Origin of the sequence: Rhodococcus sp. 06-462-5, from assembly GCF_002258315.1 — a bacterium.
In the GTDB taxonomy this organism is placed as follows: domain Bacteria; phylum Actinomycetota; class Actinomycetes; order Mycobacteriales; family Mycobacteriaceae; genus Rhodococcoides.
On the sequence record NZ_NOYD01000038.1, the window covers coordinates 81,825 to 101,001 of the forward strand.

At 65.3% G+C, this 19,177-nt stretch carries 18 protein-coding genes and 1 tRNA gene; 9 read left to right on the plus strand and 10 right to left on the minus strand.

Going from position 1 to position 19,177, the window contains the following annotated elements:
• Positions 1 to 59: 59 nt before the first annotated feature.
• Both CH251_RS17595 and nudC read left to right on the plus strand, forming a co-directional pair.
• A complete protein-coding gene (locus tag CH251_RS17595; protein ID WP_094614489.1) occupies positions 60 to 1,127 on the plus strand; it encodes a TrkA family potassium uptake protein in 1,068 nt (355 codons plus the stop codon).
• Between the two features lie 24 nt (positions 1,128 to 1,151).
• Positions 1,152 to 2,054 (plus strand): NAD(+) diphosphatase, encoded by a 903-nt coding sequence (gene nudC / locus CH251_RS17600; protein WP_094614490.1) that lies wholly within the window; start codon positions 1,152 to 1,154, stop codon positions 2,052 to 2,054.
• A gap of 7 nt (positions 2,055 to 2,061) precedes the next feature.
• Here nudC and CH251_RS17605 read toward each other — a convergent pair whose 3' ends face one another.
• Entirely contained in the window at positions 2,062 to 2,331 is a 270-nt protein-coding gene (locus tag CH251_RS17605) for a mycoredoxin (RefSeq protein ID WP_032398313.1), read from the minus strand.
• A 116-nt stretch (positions 2,332 to 2,447) separates the two neighbouring features.
• On the opposite strand from CH251_RS17605, the gene CH251_RS17610 reads away from it, so the two are divergent.
• Together CH251_RS17610 and CH251_RS17615 are read left to right on the plus strand one after the other, a co-directional pair.
• The gene (locus CH251_RS17610) at positions 2,448 to 4,562 is read left to right on the plus strand and encodes an ATP-dependent DNA helicase UvrD2 (RefSeq protein WP_373454964.1); all 2,115 of its coding nucleotides are present in this window, start codon (positions 2,448 to 2,450) and stop codon (positions 4,560 to 4,562) included.
• 601 nt (positions 4,563 to 5,163) lie between these two features.
• On the plus strand, positions 5,164 to 5,484 hold the full coding sequence (locus CH251_RS17615) for a WhiB family transcriptional regulator (protein ID WP_037189857.1): 321 nt from the start codon (positions 5,164 to 5,166) through the stop codon (positions 5,482 to 5,484).
• Between the two features lie 34 nt (positions 5,485 to 5,518).
• Here CH251_RS17615 and CH251_RS17620 read toward each other — a convergent pair whose 3' ends face one another.
• From CH251_RS17620 to CH251_RS17630, 3 genes are all read right to left on the minus strand, one after another.
• Complete coding sequence (locus CH251_RS17620) at positions 5,519 to 6,829, minus strand: AarF/ABC1/UbiB kinase family protein (RefSeq protein WP_094614492.1); 1,311 nt, start codon at positions 6,827 to 6,829, stop codon at positions 5,519 to 5,521.
• A gap of 92 nt (positions 6,830 to 6,921) precedes the next feature.
• Complete coding sequence (locus CH251_RS17625; RefSeq protein ID WP_094614283.1) at positions 6,922 to 7,818, minus strand: hypothetical protein; 897 nt, start codon at positions 7,816 to 7,818, stop codon at positions 6,922 to 6,924.
• Between the two features lie 123 nt (positions 7,819 to 7,941).
• A complete protein-coding gene (locus CH251_RS17630; protein WP_094614284.1) occupies positions 7,942 to 9,339 on the minus strand; it encodes a zinc-dependent metalloprotease in 1,398 nt (465 codons plus the stop codon).
• Positions 9,340 to 9,484: 145 nt separating this feature from the next.
• Here CH251_RS17630 and CH251_RS17635 point away from each other — a divergent pair, with 145 nt between their 5' ends.
• The gene (locus tag CH251_RS17635) at positions 9,485 to 10,510 is read left to right on the plus strand and encodes a PDZ domain-containing protein (protein WP_094614285.1); all 1,026 of its coding nucleotides are present in this window, start codon (positions 9,485 to 9,487) and stop codon (positions 10,508 to 10,510) included.
• 13 nt (positions 10,511 to 10,523) lie between these two features.
• Here CH251_RS17635 and CH251_RS17640 read toward each other — a convergent pair whose 3' ends face one another.
• On the minus strand, positions 10,524 to 11,102 hold the full coding sequence (locus CH251_RS17640; RefSeq protein WP_094614493.1) for a PPA1309 family protein: 579 nt from the start codon (positions 11,100 to 11,102) through the stop codon (positions 10,524 to 10,526).
• A gap of 277 nt (positions 11,103 to 11,379) precedes the next feature.
• On the opposite strand from CH251_RS17640, the gene CH251_RS17645 reads away from it, so the two are divergent.
• Positions 11,380 to 14,340: a UPF0182 family protein gene (locus CH251_RS17645; RefSeq protein ID WP_179273394.1), complete on the plus strand. Its 2,961-nt coding sequence runs from the start codon at positions 11,380 to 11,382 to the stop codon at positions 14,338 to 14,340.
• 152 nt (positions 14,341 to 14,492) lie between these two features.
• Here CH251_RS17645 and CH251_RS17650 read toward each other — a convergent pair whose 3' ends face one another.
• Positions 14,493 to 15,083, minus strand: a complete 591-nt coding sequence (locus tag CH251_RS17650; protein ID WP_094614287.1) for a transglycosylase family protein — start codon at positions 15,081 to 15,083, stop codon at positions 14,493 to 14,495.
• 502 nt (positions 15,084 to 15,585) lie between these two features.
• Between CH251_RS17650 and CH251_RS17655 the strand changes: the two genes are divergently transcribed.
• Both CH251_RS17655 and CH251_RS17660 read left to right on the plus strand, forming a co-directional pair.
• Positions 15,586 to 15,659: transfer RNA gene (locus CH251_RS17655), tRNA-Met, on the plus strand.
• Between the two features lie 110 nt (positions 15,660 to 15,769).
• Positions 15,770 to 16,282 (plus strand): putative immunity protein, encoded by a 513-nt coding sequence (locus tag CH251_RS17660; RefSeq protein ID WP_094614494.1) that lies wholly within the window; start codon positions 15,770 to 15,772, stop codon positions 16,280 to 16,282.
• A gap of 6 nt (positions 16,283 to 16,288) precedes the next feature.
• On the opposite strand, the gene CH251_RS17665 is transcribed toward CH251_RS17660, so the two are convergent.
• Positions 16,289 to 16,639, minus strand: a complete 351-nt coding sequence (locus CH251_RS17665; protein WP_179273393.1) for a hypothetical protein — start codon at positions 16,637 to 16,639, stop codon at positions 16,289 to 16,291.
• A gap of 52 nt (positions 16,640 to 16,691) precedes the next feature.
• Positions 16,692 to 16,889 (minus strand): hypothetical protein, encoded by a 198-nt coding sequence (locus CH251_RS17670; RefSeq protein ID WP_094614495.1) that lies wholly within the window; start codon positions 16,887 to 16,889, stop codon positions 16,692 to 16,694.
• A 69-nt stretch (positions 16,890 to 16,958) separates the two neighbouring features.
• Here CH251_RS17670 and CH251_RS17675 point away from each other — a divergent pair, with 69 nt between their 5' ends.
• Positions 16,959 to 17,504, plus strand: coding sequence for a GNAT family N-acetyltransferase (locus CH251_RS17675; RefSeq protein WP_094614289.1), 546 nt, complete (start codon positions 16,959 to 16,961; stop codon positions 17,502 to 17,504).
• On the opposite strand, the gene CH251_RS17680 is transcribed toward CH251_RS17675, so the two are convergent.
• Together CH251_RS17680 and CH251_RS17685 are read right to left on the minus strand one after the other, a co-directional pair.
• Positions 17,477 to 18,757, minus strand: coding sequence for an RNA polymerase sigma factor (locus CH251_RS17680; RefSeq protein WP_094614290.1), 1,281 nt, complete (start codon positions 18,755 to 18,757; stop codon positions 17,477 to 17,479). The two genes, CH251_RS17675 and CH251_RS17680, sit on opposite strands and share 28 nt — an antisense overlap.
• A 31-nt stretch (positions 18,758 to 18,788) precedes the next feature.
• Positions 18,789 to 19,133 carry a YciI family protein gene (locus tag CH251_RS17685; protein ID WP_094614291.1) on the minus strand — a complete coding sequence of 115 codons (345 nt, stop codon included), beginning with the start codon at positions 19,131 to 19,133 and terminating at the stop codon, positions 18,789 to 18,791.
• Between the last annotated feature and the right edge of the window lie 44 nt (positions 19,134 to 19,177).

The window sequence follows — 19,177 nt, forward strand, 5'->3', positions numbered from 1 at the left end:
TGGGGTTACGCTGCGTGCCGTGAATGATCTCGACTTCGGTGGGTACCTCGGCGGACGACGTGGCAGGTAGGTTGCGAGCGCGCTTGAGTGACAGTGGCGCGCTGACCGACAAGCCCGACTTCGCCCTCGTCGGAGTGCTTCGGGTTCCGGAGCTGGAGTCGAGCCCGTGGCGCGCCATCTACAAGCGGGTGCTGATGGCGCTCGGAATCCTGTTCCTCGCGGCATTCGTTGTCTATCTCGATCGAGACGGCTACAGCGACAACCAGAACGGCGAACTGTCGTTTCTCGACGCGTTCTACTACGCGACGGTGTCGTTGTCGACCACGGGATACGGTGACATCGCACCGATGAGTCCGTCGGCGCGACTGGTCAACATCCTGGTCATCACACCCCTTCGGGTCCTGTTCCTCATTCTGTTGGTCGGTACGACGCTGTCGGTTCTCACCGAGCGGTCCCGGCAGGCATTCAAAATTCAGCGATGGAGACGCAGCGTGCGCAATCACACCGTGGTCATCGGTTTCGGCACCAAGGGCCGTACCGCAGTCGACGCGATGCTCGGAGACGGCGTGTCGGCGTCCGACATCGTCGTCGTCGACACCGATCAGACGGTTCTCGACGCCGCATCGGCACTGGGTCTGGTCACCGTGCACGGTTCGGCGACCAAGTCGGACGTGCTCCGGCTCACCGGGGCGCAGCACGCGTCGGCGATCATCGTGGCGACGAACCGAGACGACACCGCTGTGCTGGTGACTCTGACCGCACGGGAGATCGCTCCCAAAGCAAAGATCGTCGCGGCTATCAGGGAAGCGGAGAACACGCACCTGCTGCGTCAGTCCGGTGCCGATTCGGTCGTCGTCTCGTCCGAGACCGCGGGCCGGCTACTCGGGATCGCGACGTCGACTCCGTCCGTTGTGGAGATGATCGAGGATCTGTTGACGCCGGAGGCGGGCTTCGCGATCGCCGAGCGTGAAGTCGAGCGTGACGAGGTGGGCGGTTCCCCGAGGCACCTGACCGACATCGTTCTCGGAGTGGTGCGGGGCGGCAAACTGTTCCGAGTCGGCACTCCTGAGGTCGATGCAGTCGAGGCATCCGATCGCTTGCTCTACATCCGTCGCGTGGGTGACTAGGCGAGGCCAAGTAGGGTCGTGCGCGTGCCGAACTTCCAACTCGCCCACCCACCTCGACTGTCCCGATCGCCACTGAACAGGGCAGAGGAACTGCGCCGAGACACCGCAGCGTTGACAGCGGGTTGGCCGACAGCTCGCATCCTGAACGTGGACGGCAGAGGCAGATTCCCGGTGGACGAGAACGGCCTGGTGCTCGGCTCTGCCGCGGACGTCGGTGCCGAACCGACGGCCGATGCGGTCTTCCTCGGAATTCACGGCGATCGACACCTGTGGGCCCGCCGGGTGGAGGTCGTGGCAGGCACGGTCGGTGACCTGCGTACCGACGGAGACCGACTGGACAGCAACGCGTTGTCGATGGTGACCGGTGCCCTGGCGATCCTCAACTGGCACGCGAGTGCTCAATTCAGTTCACTCGACGGTGCGCCGTCCGTTCCGTCGAGCGCGGGGTGGTCGCGGACGAGCACGTCCACCGGTCACGAGGAATTCCCGCGTACCGATCCGGCGGTGATATGTCTGGTTCACGACGGCGACGATCGAGTGCTGCTGGCCAGAGCCCCTGCATGGCCCGAGCGTCGGTTCTCGGTGCTGGCGGGTTTCGTCGAGGCCGGTGAGTCGCTGGAAACCTGTGTGGCACGGGAGATCAGAGAAGAAGTTGGCCTCGATGTGTCCGAGATCGAATATCTGGGGAGCCAGCCCTGGCCTTTTCCTCGTTCGGTGATGATCGGGTTCTCCGCCGTCGCCGACCCGGAGCAACCTCTGCACTTTCAGGACGGCGAGATCGCCGAGGCCCATTGGTTCGATCGAGCAGAGGTTCTCGCAGCGCTCGAACTGGGTGACTGGGGATCGGATTCGACCTCCCGGTTGCTCCTTCCCGGCTCGATCTCCATCGCCCGTGGAATGCTCGAGGCGTGGGCGGCGACGGCCTGACGGTCGGTCAGAGCGACAGCGCGCGCTTGACCTCGGCCAGAGTGGGGTTCGTGGCCGTCGAGCCGTCGGCGAAGAGCACGGTCGGCACCACGTGGTTGCCGTTGTTGACGCTGCCGACGAAGTCGGCCGACTCCGGGTTCTGCTCGATGTCGATCTCGGCGTACTCGATTCCGGCCTGGTCGAGCTGGGTCTTGAGCCGGCGGCAGTAACCGCACCACGTGGTGGAGTAGACGGTCAGCGCGGCCGGGGTCTGCGGGGTGTTCTCGGTAGTGGTCACGCCAACAGTCAACAGGAGTGCCGACGCGATTGTTCCGGCCGACACCCGCATCGGCCGTCGGCCACCCGGTTCGGCCCCGAGTGGAACTGTCGGTACGCACTGACACAATGGACCTCATGGCTGACGACGCGATGACCGCCGGACTCGATCCGGAGCAATCCGCGGCGGTACTGGCTCCCCGCGGCCCGGTCTGCGTCCTTGCCGGTGCGGGCACGGGGAAGACCCGCACGATCACCCGACGCATCGCGCATCTCGTTTCGGCGGGGCACGTGTCCTCGGGGCAGGTGCTGGCGGTGACGTTCACCGCGCGCGCGGCCGGCGAGATGCGAGGCCGTCTGCGCGAGCTCGGCGTGGGGGGCGACGGCCCTCCGGTCCAGGCTCGTACGTTTCACGCCGCGGCCATGCGCCAGCTCAAGTATTTCTGGCCGCAGGTGGTCGGTGACAACGGATGGCAGCTCCTCGATCGCAAGTTCACCGTCGTCTCGCAGGCGGCCAACCGCGCCGGGGTGTCGACGTCGACCGACGCCATCCGGGATCTCGCGGGAGAGATCGAATGGGCCAAGGGATCGTTGATCGCACCCGAGGACTATCCGCGCATCGCGGCGAGCAATCGCCGCGACGTTCCGATGGACGCGACCAAGGTCGCTGCCGTGTACGCCGGCTACGAGGAGCTCAAGTCCCGCGGCGGCGACTCGATGTTGCTCGACTTCGACGACCTTCTGTTGCACACGGCCGCTGCGCTCGAAGAACATTCGTCGGTGGCCGACGAGTTCCGCGAGCGCTACCGCTGCTTCGTCGTCGACGAGTATCAGGACGTGACGCCGTTGCAGCAACGGGTGCTCGACGCCTGGGTGGGCGAGCGTGACGATCTCACCGTCGTCGGCGACGCGAACCAGACCATCTATTCCTTCACCGGCGCATCCCCGCGGTATCTCCTCGACTTCTCGCGGAAGTACCCCGAGGCCACCGTGGTTCGGCTCGAGCGCGACTACCGTTCGACGCCCGAGGTGGTGTCGCTGGCGAACCGCGTCATCGGAGCTGCCCGCGGTCGCATCGCCGGCACCCGACTGCAACTGATCGGTCAACGCGAGCCGGGACCCGAGCCGGAGTTCTTCGAGTACGACGACGAGCCTGCGGAAGCCGACGGCGTTGCGCGAGCGATCAAGAGGTTGATCTCGAAGGGCGTGGAACCGGCCGAGATCGCGATCCTCTACCGCATCAACGCTCAGTCCGAGGCACACGAGCAGGCGTTGACCGAGCTGAAGATCCCCTATCAGGTGCGCGGGGGCGAAGGGTTCTTCACCAGACCCGAGGTGCGGCAGGGCGTCAACGCGTTGCGGCAGGCAGGCGGTCGCGACGATCTGCCCGACGGCGCGCAGTCGGGCGAGGGACTACCGGCTCTGGTGCGAGCGGTGCTGGCTCCGCTCGGCCTGACGGCCACCGAGCCGACGGGTGCGCAGGCCCGCGAGAAGTGGGCCTCTCTCGGCGGTTTGGTGCAGCTCACCGAAGAGTTGCTGGTGCACGAGCCCGACCTGACTCTCGACAAACTGCTGGGCGAGCTCGCCGCACGCGCCGAGGCTCGGCATCCGCCGACGGTTCAGGGCGTCACTCTCGCCTCGCTGCACGCGGCGAAGGGACTCGAGTGGGACGCGGTGTTCATCGTCGGTCTCGCCGACGGCACTCTGCCGATCTCGCACGCGATCGGCAACGACCCCAGTGCCAGCAACGAGGCGGCCGTCGAGGAGGAACGCAGGCTGCTCTACGTCGGTGTCACGCGTGCCCGTGTGCACCTGCATCTGTCCTGGGCGCTGGCCCGCAACGAGGGCGGACGCAAATCGCGGCGCCGGTCGAGGTTTCTCAACGGTCTGATCCCCGAGGACTCACCTGCTTCGCGTATCGCCGCGCCTGCCGCCAAGAAGTCCGGTCCGAAGTGCCGGTTGTGCGGCAAGCCGTTGATCGGCACGTCCGCGACCATGCTCGGTCGATGCGACAGTTGTCCGTCGAACGTCGACATGGCTCTGCTCGATGCGCTGAAGTCGTGGCGATTGGACAAGTCCCGTGAACTGAAGGTGCCCGCGTACGTGGTGTTCAGCGACAACACACTGACGGCCATCGCGGAACAGCAACCGCAGGACGAGCGTGGGCTGGTGGCGATTCCGGGAATCGGAGCCAAGAAGCTGGAGCGGTTCGGCGACGAAGTCCTCACCGTCGTGCGGGCCTCGGACACGTGACGCGGGTATGGAAATTCTCGCGAAACCGCAGGTAGAAAATAACTTGTGCAGATATCGGCAGGGGGCTTAGTCTGTTTCACGTGCCGCGGGAGACCGCGCACTGTCCAATCCGCCAACGAGACCAGAACAGGAGCTGAAGAAAATGATCAACACATTGCACGCCGCCGTTGCCCACGCAACCGTCGCGTTCAGCCCTGTCCTCGGTACGGCACCTTTCGGAGTTGCCCCCCTCGGCACTCATGCCGCCGCCGCAGGCTCTGTTGCGCAGACGTGGATTCGTTGCTCCTCTTTCGCCCCCATGCACGAGTCCGCATACGCGGCCTCGGGGTCGAATTCCCCCCAGGTCGCCCTGGCACCAGGAGCAGAAGCCGTTGCTCAGGCAGCCCGACGTCACCGCGCACCACGTGCGTCCGTGCTCGACAGCAGACACCGACTTCACTGTCGGTAGACGCTTCGACAAGCCCCACCAGGCCACGGACCCGCACTCGCGGACCGTGGCCTTTCTCGTTCAGGTAGTTCCTCTATCCGAGCGTGAGGCCGACAGGTTCGCACTACCCCTCGAACCGATAACGACGCCGCACGAAAAGTAGAGGAGACCGACGTGTCAACCGCCACGATCCGGACGACATGCCGACCAGAGTCCGAGAGTGCCTACGCTGCACAGTATTCGACCGAATCGGTCGAGCTGGCACTGTCGGTGCCCTGCCGAGCGGCGAACCCCGACATGTGGTTCGCCGACACCCCTGCCGAACTCGAGCAGGCCAAGGCGCTGTGCGCCGAATGCCCCATCCGGCGTACTTGCCTGAGCGCGGCTCTCGACCGCGCCGAGCCGTGGGGCGTATGGGGCGGCGAGATCCTCGAGCAGGGTGTCGTCATCGCCCGCAAGCGTCCCCGCGGACGGCCGCGGAAGAACGCAGCATGATGTCCGAGACCGGTGCCCGGTTTCGCCGAACGAATCAGTCGGCGAAGCCGGGCAGCCACTCGGTGAGAATGGCCATGTACGGCGCGTAGGCGTCCAGCTGCGCGCAGATACCGACCAGCCCGCCGAGCACTCGGAAGATCATCACGTACTCGGCAGGCATGTTCAACGCGCGAACGGTGCGGAACTGCGCACTGTTGAAATCCGCGGCGGTGCCCGCAGCCTTCTGCAACCAGGCCCTGGTGAAGTGGAACGATTCGGTGTGAATCGGATCGGTGAACGGACGTAGATAGTCCTCGATCTCCTTCTGCGTCACCGTTCGGCCCGGCACCACGAAGCCGCTCTCGGTGAACAACACCACGAGTTCGTCGAATTTCTCGTCACGCGCGAGCGAGACCATTCTGCCGAGAACCGGAGGGAGGCCGTCGGGCATCGGAGCGCAGGCACCGAAATCGATGACGCCCATGCGTCCGTCGTCGAGCATCATGAAATTGCCCGGATGGGGATCGGCGTGCAACAACTTCGCCCGCGCCGGAGACACGAATGCGAACAGTGCGAGCAGTTCGCCCGCCCGATTGCGTTCCTCGGCCGTTCCGTTCGCGATCACATCGGCCAGCGGCCGACCGGTCATCCATTCGCTGACAACCACTTTGGGTGCACTGGCGACGATCTTGGGAATGGCGAACTGTGGATCGCCCGCAAATTCCTTGCTGAAGGCACGTTGATTCGCCGCCTCGATGCGGTAGTCGAGCTCGTCCTCGGTACGGGCCGTCAATTCCTCGAGCACCGGCTTGACGTCCGTGCCCGCGAGCACCGTGCTGAACAGGTTCGCGAACCTGTTCAGCGTCTTGAGGTCGGAGCGCAATGCGTCGTCCGCGCCGGGGTACTGGATCTTCACCGCGACATCGCGTCCATCCGACCACGTAGCTCGGTGCACCTGTCCGATGCTGGCCGAGGCGATCGCAGTGTCGTCGAAATCGAGAAAACGTGACCGCCACGCAGTTCCGAGCTGTTGGTCCAACACCCGATGCACGGTCTTCGCGGGCATCGGCGGTCCCTGCGCCTGCAGCTTGGTCAGCGCCTCGCGGTACGGCTCCGAAAACTCCTCAGGAACGGCCGCTTCCATCACCGAGAGCATCTGCCCGAGCTTCATGGCACCGCCCTTGAGTTCCCCGAGGACGGAGAAGAGCTGTTCTGCTGCTTTGGCGGCCATGTCCGCATCGATTTCGTCGCGATTGCCGCCGGCGAGCTTCTTGCCGAACCCTACGGCAGCACGACCGGCCATTCCGAGGGGAATGCTGGCCAGTTTTGCAGTACGAGTCGATCCACGGCGCGGTATGTCAGACACAGCTCCATCATGGCTGAACCTTCCGACAATTGCTCGGACCGCCCCGCACCGACCGCTGTCGGTCGAGGTGAACTCGCGTTCGGTGCGTTTCGTCAGTGCCAGCAATCGCAGTGCGGATGCTTGGACCACAGCCGTTTGTGCACGGTGGTTCCGGCTGCCGCGAAGTCCAGCTCCATGGTGCAGTCGGCGGTCTCGGGGAGCGCGGCGTCGGAACGGCCGATGAGGTTCTCCAACTGAGCGAACGCGAACGCTGCCGTGGCCAACACCGTGGCGCTGCTCGCTTGGCCGACCGTGCCGAGCAGTTGGGCGGACAGATGCGGCCACTCGGGCTCGAAGTCACAGCGCGTCAGATCTGCGCACCGCAGGCAACTCGTGCGGCCGGGCACCACGAAAGGACCGACTATGCCCTTGCCGTCTCGTAACCGCACCTGCAGATGTGAGATGCGCAGACGCACCAGATCGGTCACCAGTCGAGGTTCGGCAACCAGATCGTCGGCCAACACCACGACGTCGTAGTTCCACGACCTCACCACCGAGTGCGGGTAGCGCGTCGGAGTAAGGCTGGTCCTGCTCACCGTGACACCGGTTCGACTCAGACCGGAGGCCAACGCGTCGGAGATCGGACCCCGCCCCACGAGGTGGACGGTCTTGACCGCTCTCGGCCCGGCCTGCGAGGCCCGAAGCGAATTGTCGGGCTGCTGCACCGGTTCGCTGGTGCCGTGCATCAGCAACCCGGAATCTTCCAGTTCACCGAGCATCGACGATGTCCGATTGGCGGACAGCCCCAATGTCATTGCGTGACAGACGATGTGAGGCCTGGAGTGACCCGCGGCGAGGAGTCGGAGAATTTCGAGTATCGAGCCCGGCTCGGCACCGGGAGGTGGAGTGACGACGACGCTGGTCTCGGGATTCCAACCCAACTGAACGGTGCCGTCTCGACGCGGCAATATTGCCACCGCAGGATCGAGTCGAACGGTCGGTGTGATCATGGAACACACTCTGACAGCGCCGACAGCGAAGAACGCCCGCTCGGGGCACGTTATCCACAGGGTGGAAGGGCCTCCGAGCAGGCGTTCGACGATTTCGATCGAAGTGGTGCGAAACCGGCCGGGTCAGGTTGTGGATGAACCCTTCTCGGGATCACCGTCGGTGCCCTTGTCGTCGTTGTCCGCGGCGCGCTCGGCGCGCTCTTCGGCTTCCTTGGCCTCCATCGCTTCGAGCTGCGCGATCGGGTCGTCGAAGCTCGACGTTCCACCGCCGACGACTCGGTCGATGAACGCCGCGGGGTTGTCCAGATCCGACGAGTCGGGCAGCAGATCGGGGTGTGCCCACACACCGTCGCGTCCCTCGATGTCGGCTGCGGCGAGGAGCTGACGCCACAGATCGGCTGCCTCGCGGACCTTGCGGGGTCGCAGTTCGAGGCCGACCAGCGTCGCGAAGGTCTGTTCGGCAGGGCCTCCCGACGCTCGGCGTCGCCGGATCGTTTCGCCGAGCGCGACGGCACCGGGCAGGCGGTCGCCCAGAGCGGCCGCAACCACCGTCTCGACCCATCCTTCGACCAGGGCCAGCAGTGTCTCGAGACGCTCGAGTGCGTGCTTCTGCTCCGGCGTCGTCTGTGGCTCGAAGGCACCCTGTTGCAGGATCGCCTCGATCTTCGACGGATCGGTCAGCGCGGACGGATCGAGTCCCGCGGCGGCTTCCTCGATGGCCGAGAAGTCCATTCGGATTCCGCGTGCGTACTCCTCGACAGTGGCCAGAACCCGCTGCCGCAGCCACGGGACGTGGCTGTATAGCCGCTGATGGGCGGCCTCACGTGCGGCGAGGAACACCAACACCTCACGGTCGGGCTGCTCGAGTCCCTCACTGAACGACGCGATGGCCGACGGCAGCAGCGCCGCCGTTCCCGACGGTCCGAGGGGCAGGCCGATATCGGTGGACGTCAGAACCTCCTTGGACAGCTGGCCGAGAGCTTGGCCGAGCTGCGAGCCGAACGCCATCCCGCCCATCTGCGTCAGCATCCCCATCATCGGCCCGGCCATCTGCTGGGCCTCGGCGGGCAGGCCCGAGGTCCACATGCCCGAAATCTGCTCGGCGACGGGGTCGCACAGGCGCTTCCAGGTGTCCATCGTGTTGTCGAGCCAGTCGACCGGTGTCCACGCGACGGTCTTCGTGGCACCGGCGGGCAGCGTCGTCGCCCCGTCCAGCCACAACTCGGCCAGGTGCGCTGCGTCGGTGACGGCCTCTCGTTCGCCCGCCGACACCGGGCTGAAGTCGCCCATCTGCTGACGTGCCAGCTGCTTGGCCAGGTCGTAGTTCACCGGTCCCGAACCGGTCCCGCCTGCCGCTCCCATTCCGCTGAGCATCTGGCCGAACTGGGTGAGCATCTGGCCCAGCTGGGCGGGGTCGAAGCCCTCGCCGCCGAAACCGAAACCGGCGGGGTTGCCCGAGCCGTCCGGATCCTTCTTCTTGTCCGGGTCGTCGTCGGAGGCACCGAAACCAAAATTGCTCATGTCTCAACGGTACAAGCCCGGCGAACGGAGAGAGTGGTGGATCGTCACGCTGACGGCGAACACCGGGACCGTGAGAAGTCGGCACGGACGCACTCGGTAGGGGCGGTCTGCACCGTCGACCGTATTCGGATCTAGTGTCTACGGAGTGAACCGAAGGATCGCCACTCTTGTCGCTGCCCTGGTACCCGTGGTGGTGCTGGGCGTCACCGGCTCGGTCGTCACCGTTCCGTTCGCCGCCCTCGGCCCCGGCCCGACGTACAACACTCTCGGCGACGTCGACGGGGTGCCCGTGGTGCAGATAGACGGAACCGAGGTCGACCCGACCACGGGTCACCTGAACATGACGACCGTGGCCGTGCGCGATCAACTCAACCTGTTCGAGGCTCTCGGCTTCTGGGCCAGCGGCAGGCAAGGACTCGTTCCGCGCGAGGAGGTCTATCCGCCGGACAAGACGAAAGAAGAAGTGCAGGAAGGCAATCAGGCGGATTTCGAGGAGTCCGAATCGAGCGCCGAACTCGCCGCGCTGCATCACCTGGATCTGCCGGTCTCGCTCGCGGTGGCCAGCGTGGCCGACGACGGGCCCGCTGTCGACGTGCTGAACGTGGGGGACACGCTCGTCTCGGTCGGCGGCACCCCCGTGGCCACGGCGGCCGCGGTTCGTGAGGCGGTCAGCTCCCGGGCTCCGGGTGATTCCGTCGATATCGAGTACGTCCGGGACGGCATCACGCAGACGGGTTCGGTGGTACTCGGAGCCCGGCCCGACGACGACACCAAGGGCTACCTCGGCGTCACGCCCGAGGAGCAGCCCGATGTGCCGTTCGAAGTGAAGTTCAATCTCGCCGATGTCGGCGGACCCTCGGCCGGACTGATGTTCAGCCTGGCGGTGGTCGACAAGCTCAGTCCGGGTGAGCTGAGCAACGGAGAGTTCGTCGCGGGGACGGGAACCATCGACGCCGAAGGCACAGTCGGCCCCATCGGCGGCATTCCGTACAAGCTGATCGCCGCCCGCGAAGCCGGAGCCACCACGTTCCTGGTGCCGGACGCCAACTGCGGTGAGGCGCAACAGAACGTCCCCGACGGCCTCAGATTGGTGCGTGTCGAATCGCTGGACAGTGCTGTCGACTCGCTGCAGGCGATCGGCTCCGGCGGCGACGCGCCGTCCTGCAGCTGACCGGACCCTGCGGTTAGTCGTCGTCGACGACGTCGAACGTCGCGTAGAGGCCGTGTACGACGTTGGGGGCCAGGTCCTCCGCGATGCGAAGGTCGATGGGTGCGAAGGGGTCGGCGTCCTCGTCCGGGTGCAACTGCAGCAGAGTCAAGGACGGACCGTCCTTGAGGACGGCGACGATCAATCGAGCATCGCGTTTCTCGGGATGGTTCTCGGCAGCCGAGCGCGCGGCCTCGTCGGCCGCATCGGGATCGGCGAGCAACGGCATCAAGGCGTCGTCGAGGGTCGATTCGGCGGCGGGGGGAAGCACGACGATCTCTTGCACCAAAGCGCATCCGACGACACCCTCGGGCCACGTGGAGGTGGCCAGGAACTCGTCCAGCGCAGGGGAGCCGCCGGTGATGTCCTCGGGCAGCGAGTGCTGTTGGATCGGAGTCAGAGCAGCGCCGTCGGCGAGATCGTCGAGCAGGCCGGGTTCGGCCGCGGCGAGCGCAGCCGTGGGCACAAGCGCGAACATCTGCGGGGCCTGGTGCCAACCGCCCGCATCGACGAAATCCGCCACCTCTCGGGCACATCGGGCCAGAGCCTCGGCCACGTCCTGCCCACCCGACTCGGGGTCGAACTCGCTTCCGAAATCGTCTCGGCCGGGCAGTCCGTTGCTGTCGTTGCTCACCGCACTATCCTCGCATTCCGATGGTTCCGTCGGACGCGACGCTCCTGACCTGCGGTCGGCGGAGGCCGCAGTACGGTTGTCGCAGCCGTAGGATCAACGTACGTACAGTAGGGCGAAACGGACATGCGGTGCACACTGAGTGCATCGCGGAAGTCATCTGCGGCGCCGATCGGCGCCGCCCGAAGTTGGAGTGTGGCACGTGGGCATGAGGCCCCCCACCGGTATGCCGTCCTTGTCGCGGCGCAGCCGGATCTTGCTCGTATTGGCCTTGGTGGCAGCAGGTTTGCTACTGATCGGTCCCCGTCTGATCGACATCTACACCAACTGGTTGTGGTTCGGAGAAGTCGACTTCCGCGGCGTGTACACCACTACTCTGCTGACGCGGTTGGTGATCTTCCTCGTCGTTGCCCTTGTCGTCGGACTCATCGTGTTCGCGGCTCTGGCGGTGGCGTACCGCAACCGGCCGGTGTTCGTTCCCGTCGCCGGGCCCAACGATCCGATCGCTCGGTACCGCACCACGGTGATGAGCCGGTTGCGCCTGTTCGGCATCGGGATCCCGGTGGTGTTCGGGTTCCTGTCCGGCATGATCGCCCAGACCAACTGGGCGACGGTGCAGTTGTTCCTCAACGGCGGCGACTTCGGGATAACCGACCCGCAGTTCAACCTGGACGTCGGGTTCTACTCGTTCGATCTGCCGTTCTACCGCTTCGTTCTCAATTGGCTGTTCGTCGCCATCCTGGTTGCGTTCTTCGCGAACCTGGTGACGCAGTACGTGTTCGGCGGGATTCGACTGGCCGGACGCGAGGGTGCGTTGACCCGCGCCGCACGCATCCAGCTCGCCGTTCTGGCCGGTACCTTCGTCCTGCTCAAGGCCGTCGCATACTGGTTCGACCGGTACACCCTGCTGTCGAGCAGTCGTAAGGAACCCACGTTCACCGGTGCCAGCTTCACCGATATCAACGCGGTGCTCCCGGCCAAACTGATCCTGCTGGCGATCGCGGTGATCTGCGCGATCGCCTTCTTCGCGGCGATATTCCTGCGTGATCTCCGGATCCCGGCGTTGGCCACGGCTCTGCTGGTGCTCTCGTCGATCCTCATCGGGGCCGTCTGGCCGCTGGTGATGGAACAGTTCTCGGTGCGCCCGAACGCGGCGGACAAGGAGAGCACGTACATCGAGCGGAACATCGCGGCAACCAGAGATGCGTACGGGTTGAACGACGACGTGGTGACCTACCGGAACTACTCCGGTGAGGCGGCGCTGAGCCCAGGTGAGGTGGCTTCGGAGTCGGCCACGATGTCCAACATCCGCCTCCTCGATCCGAACATCCTCGCGCCCACGTTCACCCAGCAGCGTCAGATCCGTAACTTCTACGGGTTCCCCGACACTCTGGCCGTCGACCGCTACCCCGATGCGGACGGCAACCTGCGCGACTACGTGGTTGCAGCCCGTGAGATCTCACCGCAGACGCTCGACGCGAACCAGCGTGACTGGATCAACCGCCACACCGTGTTCACACACGGCAACGGCTTCGTCGCAGCACCGGCCAACTCCGTCGACGAGGCCGTCGCCGACGAATCCAGCGGTGGGCGCGGCGGATACCCGAACTACCAGGTCAACTGGATCGAGAACGATTCCGAGGGCACCATCCGCAAGGACGGCCCCGGCGACCTGGACCAGCCGCGCATCTACTTCGGCCCGGTCATCGCCAACTCCGATGCGGACTACTCGATCGTCGGTTCCACCGGCGAGCCTCGGGAGTACGACACCGACAGCAAGAGCTACACCTACACCGGTGCGGCGGGCGTCGACGTCGGCAACTTCTTCAACCGGCTCGTCTTCGCCAGCAAGTACGCCGAGCGCAACATCCTGTTTTCGAGCGTGATCGGCGACGAGTCGAAGATCCTGTTCAACCGTGACCCCCGCGACCGCGTGCAGAAGGTCGCACCGTGGTTGACGACGGACGGATCGACCTACCCGGCGATCGTCGAGGGCAAGCTCGTCTGGATCATCGACGGGTACACCACGCTGGACAACTTCCCGTACGCCCAGCGGATGTCGCTCGAGGACGCCACGGCCGACAGCATCGAGTCGACGACGACTCGTGCGCTGCCGAGCCGAGAGGTGTCGTACATCCGAAACTCGGTGAAGGCCACCGTCGATGCGTACGACGGCACAGTCAAGCTCTACGAGCAGGACGAAAACGATCCCGTGCTCAAGGCATGGGAAGGCGTGTTCCCGGGAACCGTCATTCCGAAGGACCAGGTGTCCGACGAGCTTCGTGATCACTTCCGTTACCCGGAAGATCTGTTCAAGGTCCAGCGTGAACTGTTGACCAAGTACCACGTCAACGATCCGCGAGAGTTCTTCACCAACAACGCGTTCTGGGAAGTTCCGACCGACCCGACCGCCGAGAACACCGCGGCCAAGCAGCCTCCGTACTACGTCGTCGCATCCGACATCTCCAACGAGGAGAATCAGGCGTCGTTCCAGTTGACCAGCGCGCTGGTCGGATATCGCCGAGAGGTGCTGGGCGCGTACGTCAGTGCGGATTCGGACCCGGAGAACTACGGCAAGATCACCGTGTTGCGATTGCCGACCGATACGTCGACTCAGGGTCCGAATCAGGTGCAGAACCAGATGACGACCACGACGGACGTGTCCGAGAGTCTCGGCATCGTGCGCCGTGAGAACACCGTGGAGTTCGGCAACCTGCTGACACTTCCGGTCGGCAACGGCGGATTGATCTACGTGGAGCCGGTGTACGCCTCTCGTACCAACGAGGCGTCCGCTTATCCGCAGTTGATTCGTGTGTTGGTCTCGTACGAGGGCCGCGTCGGGTACGCCGCGACACTGCCCGAGGCCATCGAGCAGGTGTTCGGAGCGGGTGCCGGACGAACTGTCACCGCACCCGGTGAGACCGACGGAACCACGCAGCCGGGCGCTGTTCCCGAGACCGCGCCGTCCGACGGTGGCACGCCTGCGGCAACTCCTGCCCCCGCCACCGGCGGTTCGGCGACGAGGGATGCTGCCGTCACCGGTCTGAACGCTGCACTGTCTGCTGTGCGCACTGCGCAGCAGAGCGGAAATCTGGCGGAACTGGGCACTGCGCTCGAGAACCTGCAGACCGCGGTCGACACGTACAACCGGGCCGGCAACTGATCGGTTCGGGTCAGGTCCGCTGACCTGAACCGGTCGATACGAGCGGAAGGGCCGCCTCACCGAATGGTGAGGCGGCCCTTCCGTCGTTCGTCACCTACTCGCGCGTGAGACACGAGGCAAGGTGAGAGGCAGTTCGAGGAACTGCCGGGTGATCAGCGTCCGATGGGCGCGAGCACCGGGGCGTTGGCAGCAACGAGGTGCTGGAACTGCGTGCTCAGGCCGTACTGATCGGCGAGCGTGGACACTGCGTCGAATGCGCCCTGTGCAGCCTGCGTGGCCGCTGCGGCCTCGGGAGCCACGGCCGGTGCCGGTGCGGGAGCCGGCTGCGGTGCCGGTGCGGGAGCTGCCTCAGGCTCGGGAGCGGAAGCACCCTTGCTCAGCTGCTGACCGCACACGGGCCATGCGCCCGGTCCCTGGGTCTGAAGAGTGTTCTCCGCGACGCGGATCTGCTCGGCCTTGGATGCGTTGGCAGGTGATCCGGATCCGCCGTTGGCCGTCCAGGTGCTCTGCGAGAACTGCAGGCCACCGTAGTAGCCGTTTCCGGTGTTGATGCTCCAGTTGCCACCGCTTTCGCACTGTGCGACCGCGTCCCAGTTGTTCGGGGCTGCGTTGGCGGTTCCGGCAGAGACGCCGAGGGGGATTGCTACAGCGGCACCGGCGACAACGGCCAATCCGAGTGCGCGCCGGAGCGGAGCCTGCGTAGCGATCCGGGTCTGCTTGCCGAGATTGTTCTGTGTGGTCATGCGGGGTGAATCCTCTCCGCGCTCGACTGGCGCGACTGGCCTGCAATCACCTCGCCGGGATGTACGGCGTTCGTGACCAGGCACTTCGTATCGTCGCGGCTCTGCCCCCGTACGTATTGGGGACCACACCCGCGGGGCAGAGCGAAGGAAGCGGCGGGGTGGTGCAGGCCCAGCGGTTTAGGGCCGTCCGTGAAGGTAGTCGAGGATCTGCTCACCGTCACTGAGCCGAAATGGGACGGCAGGCGTCCACATGTTGGGATAGAAAAGGGTATTTACGCAGCTCAACCCATCTCGTGGCGCTATTGTTTCAAGTCTGTAACCCGACCGTTATGTGACTCGAAACACGCAACAAAAGAGACGCGGAGCACTATTTTGGACCACCTTCGACGTGATAAACGCGCGCCGTGACGGGTCGCAGTGCACTCGTTCGGGTGCGCGAGTGCGCCGAGAAGTCACGTGATTTGCATTGGCCGTACGCACGGTAGTAACTTCGTAGATGCAACGCGGGGTGGAGCAGCTCGGTAGCTCGCTGGGCTCATAACCCAGAGGTCGCAGGTTCAAATCCTGTCCCCGCTACTATCGAAAAAGACCCAGGACAGATGTCCTGGGTCTTTTTCTGTTTCCATTGGTGAATGACCGCCGCTCGGGCGACGGGCGAACGCGATACCGCCGAGAGGACGACTCGTTTGATTCTTCCCGCCGTCCGAGACCCACGCCTCATCACAGTTCAGCGCGGCGGACTGTTGTCCGAGGACGACCATCGGAGCCTCGCGCTCTGGGCGGCCGAGTGTGCGGAACACGTTCTCCATTTGTTCGAGACGGTCGAACCCGCCGACCCGCGACCACGCGAGGCGATCGAGGCCACCCGCGCGTGGGTGCGCGGCGAACTCGCGATGATGGCGACCCGCGCCCTGGGCGGCCACGCCATGGGAGCGGCACGGCCGCTGGACGGTTGCTCTCGCTTCGCCGCATACGCCGCGGGTCAGGCAGCCTGCGTGGCTCATGTACCCGAACACGACCTCGGAGCGGCCGCCTACGCCATCAAGGCAGCTCGGGCGGCGGCACCTGCCGGTCGAGAGACGAGTGCAGGTAGGGAAGAGCTCGAGTGGCAGCGCGACCGGCTTCCGAACAGCGTTCGGCAGCTGGTGCTGGAAGACCAGAAGAGAAGAAACAGTATCTGTTGGTCCGTGTTCGACTGATTCCGGCTACCGGTTGGTGTGTTCGAGCATCTCGGACAGTGCCGCGACGGTGGACATCCCGCGTCGGGCATGGCCGTCGTCGAGCAGAACGGGTTGAAGTTCGTCGACGAAACGCACATCTTTCGTGCTGACGACAGGCTTTCGTACCGCGACGCCGTTGTCGAGTCCTCGACCGGTATCGGATACCTCGATCGTCCCGTCCGAGTGCACAGTCACGGTCGCGTGACCACCGCCCTGGTGCTCGGCTTCGTCCGCCGCGTACGCGAGTACCTCGAGAACGAGGTGCAGGACTCCGCCGGGCGCGTATTCGCCGGGTCGGGACCTGATGTGCGACAGATGATCCAGATCGACGTCCACCGACCAATCGTGTGTCGTCGTGGTCCAGGTGTGACGACTGGACATCGGGGGTTCAGTCCGAGACCTGCTCGCGGGCATCGTCACTGGTGACCGTTTCGGAACGGGCGGTGTCTTCTGTGTCTTCCGCGTCGTCGTCGGCATCGGCGGTGAGATCGATCGTGTCCACGCCCTCGAGCGCCGTCAATTCCTGCTCCGCCTCCGCGATGAGGCCCTTCGCGTTCTCTTCCATCTTCTTGACCCACTCGGCCATGACGGTCACACCCTTCGCTCGATCGTGTACCACCGGTCTACCAGACTTCGTCGCCCTAGGATTCACGGTGTGCGAACACGAACCTCGCGTCTCGACCTCGACGAGCCGGTCGGCACCGATCTCGATGCGCTGTACGCGATCTGCAGCGACCCGCAGTCGTGGACCCACTATCCGAGCCTGCGGCACACCGATCCCAGAGCAACCGAACGAATGTTGCAAGGCTGGTCGGAGCAGTGGCGGCGGGATGGATTGGCCACCTGGATCATTCGTGAGCGCGGCAGCCGCACGGTCAGTGGCTACGGCGGGTGCTCGAAGCGTCGGAACGCCTTCTGGAACCTCGGCTATCGCCTCCATCCCGATGCGCAGGGCAACGGGTATGCCGCGGAGATGTGCGAGATCGCAGTCGAGTGCGCACACCGAATCGAGCCCGAACTGCCGATCGTGGCGTATCTGCTCGAACACAACGTCGCGTCGGCCCGGGTGGCCGAACGCGCCGGCCTGGAGTTGATCACCCGTGGACCCGACATCGGCAATCCAGACGCCGACGCAGTTCGCCTGGTGTACGCAGACCGCGCGTTGACGGCAGATCAGGTGGACGTGGTTCTCTCGGCCTGACCGCAGCAGGTTCCCACCTCGGCGAGCCGACGTCGGAGCAGGCGCTTCTCCGGTGCGGTTCGGGCGAAATCCAACGCTCGGCGATACTCGACCGCGGCCTCGTCGAACCTACCGAGTCGTTGCAGCAGATCGGCTCTCGCCATGGGATACGGATGATAGCGGCGCAACGACGCCTCGTCGGCAAGCTCGTCCAGCTCTCGAAGTCCTGGTCCGGGGCCGTCGCGCATCGCCAGTGCAACAGCCCTGTTCAGCGCGACGATTGCGCTCGGTGTCCGTGTCATGAGCAAGTCGTAGAGCGCAACGATCTGGGGCCAGTCCGTGCTGTCGGCGTCCGGCGACTCGTCGTGCAGTGCAGCGATAGCGGCCTGCACGGCGTACGCGCCGCCCCGGCCGCCGCCGAGGGCCTCGACCACGAGTTCCGTCCCTTCACCGATGAACTCGGCGTTCCAGAGTCGACGGTCTTGATCTGCCAACAGCACGATCTCGCCGTCCGGGCCGGTCCGAGCGTCGCGTCTGGCCTCGATCAGCAACATCAACGCCAGCAGCCCTGCCACTTCGGGTTCGGTCGGTAGTGCGCTGTGGAGAAGTCGTCCCATAACGATGGCTTCGGTGGTGAGATCGACTCGCCCGATGCTCTCACCCGAGGTTGCCGAATAACCCTCGGTGAAGATCGAATAGACCACCTCGAGCACCATCGGCACCCTGCCTGCCAGCTCGTCCGGGCCCGGGAGGCGAAACGGAATCCGTGCGGCCCGAATCTTGTTCTTGGCTCGCACTACTCGCTGCGCTGCCGTGGCGGGCGGGATGAGCAGCGCCCGGGCCACCTCGCCGGTGCCGAGGCCGGCCAGGCATCGAAGAGTCAGTGCGAGCCGGTCACCGGGGGCGAGGGCCGGATGCGCGCACGTGAAGAACAACTGCAGTCGGTCGTCGGGCAGAGCATCGTCGAGCGAATTGCGGCGGTTCGGTTCGCTGCGATCCGTATCCGCCTGCAGCACTCCTACTTTCGCGGCCAGGCTCTGGTCGCGTCGCAGGCGATCGACCGCCTTCCGGCGGGCAGTGGTGAGCAGCCACGCACCAGGCCTGACCGGGACGCCATCGACCGGCCAGTGTTTCAGGGCCGATTCGATGGCGTCCGAGGTCACTTCTTCTGCGAGGTCGAGGTCGCGATACCGCTGCACCAACGAGGCGAGCAGAATCGAGCGCTCGGCTCGGAAGACCGATTCGAGCGCTCGGTGAACCCCGGAATCGTTCACCGACGAATTCAGCGTGTCCGGACTGCGCCGGTCAGAATTCTGCAAGGGGTCGCACGATCACCGCGCCGCCGTCCTTGGAACCCGGGCATCTGGCCGCCCACTCGAGTGCCGCGTCCAGGTCGGGAACGTCGATCACGTCGTAGCCGCCAAGAACCTCGTGAGACTCGGCATACGGTCCGTCGGTGACGGTGCGCTCTCCGGTGGCGGCGTCGACACGCACCGCCGTGGCTGTCGTGAGGTCGGCCATCGCGTGACCGGAGACGTGAACGCCTGCCTCCTTCATCTCCTTCTCGTAAGCCATCCAGTCCTCGACACTGCTGCAACCCGGTGCTGATCCGGGCGTGGTGTCGGCGTTGATCAAGAGGATGTACTTCATGGTGCGCTCCTGGGGTTCGGTACCTCGTTGTCGCGGCGCGAGTC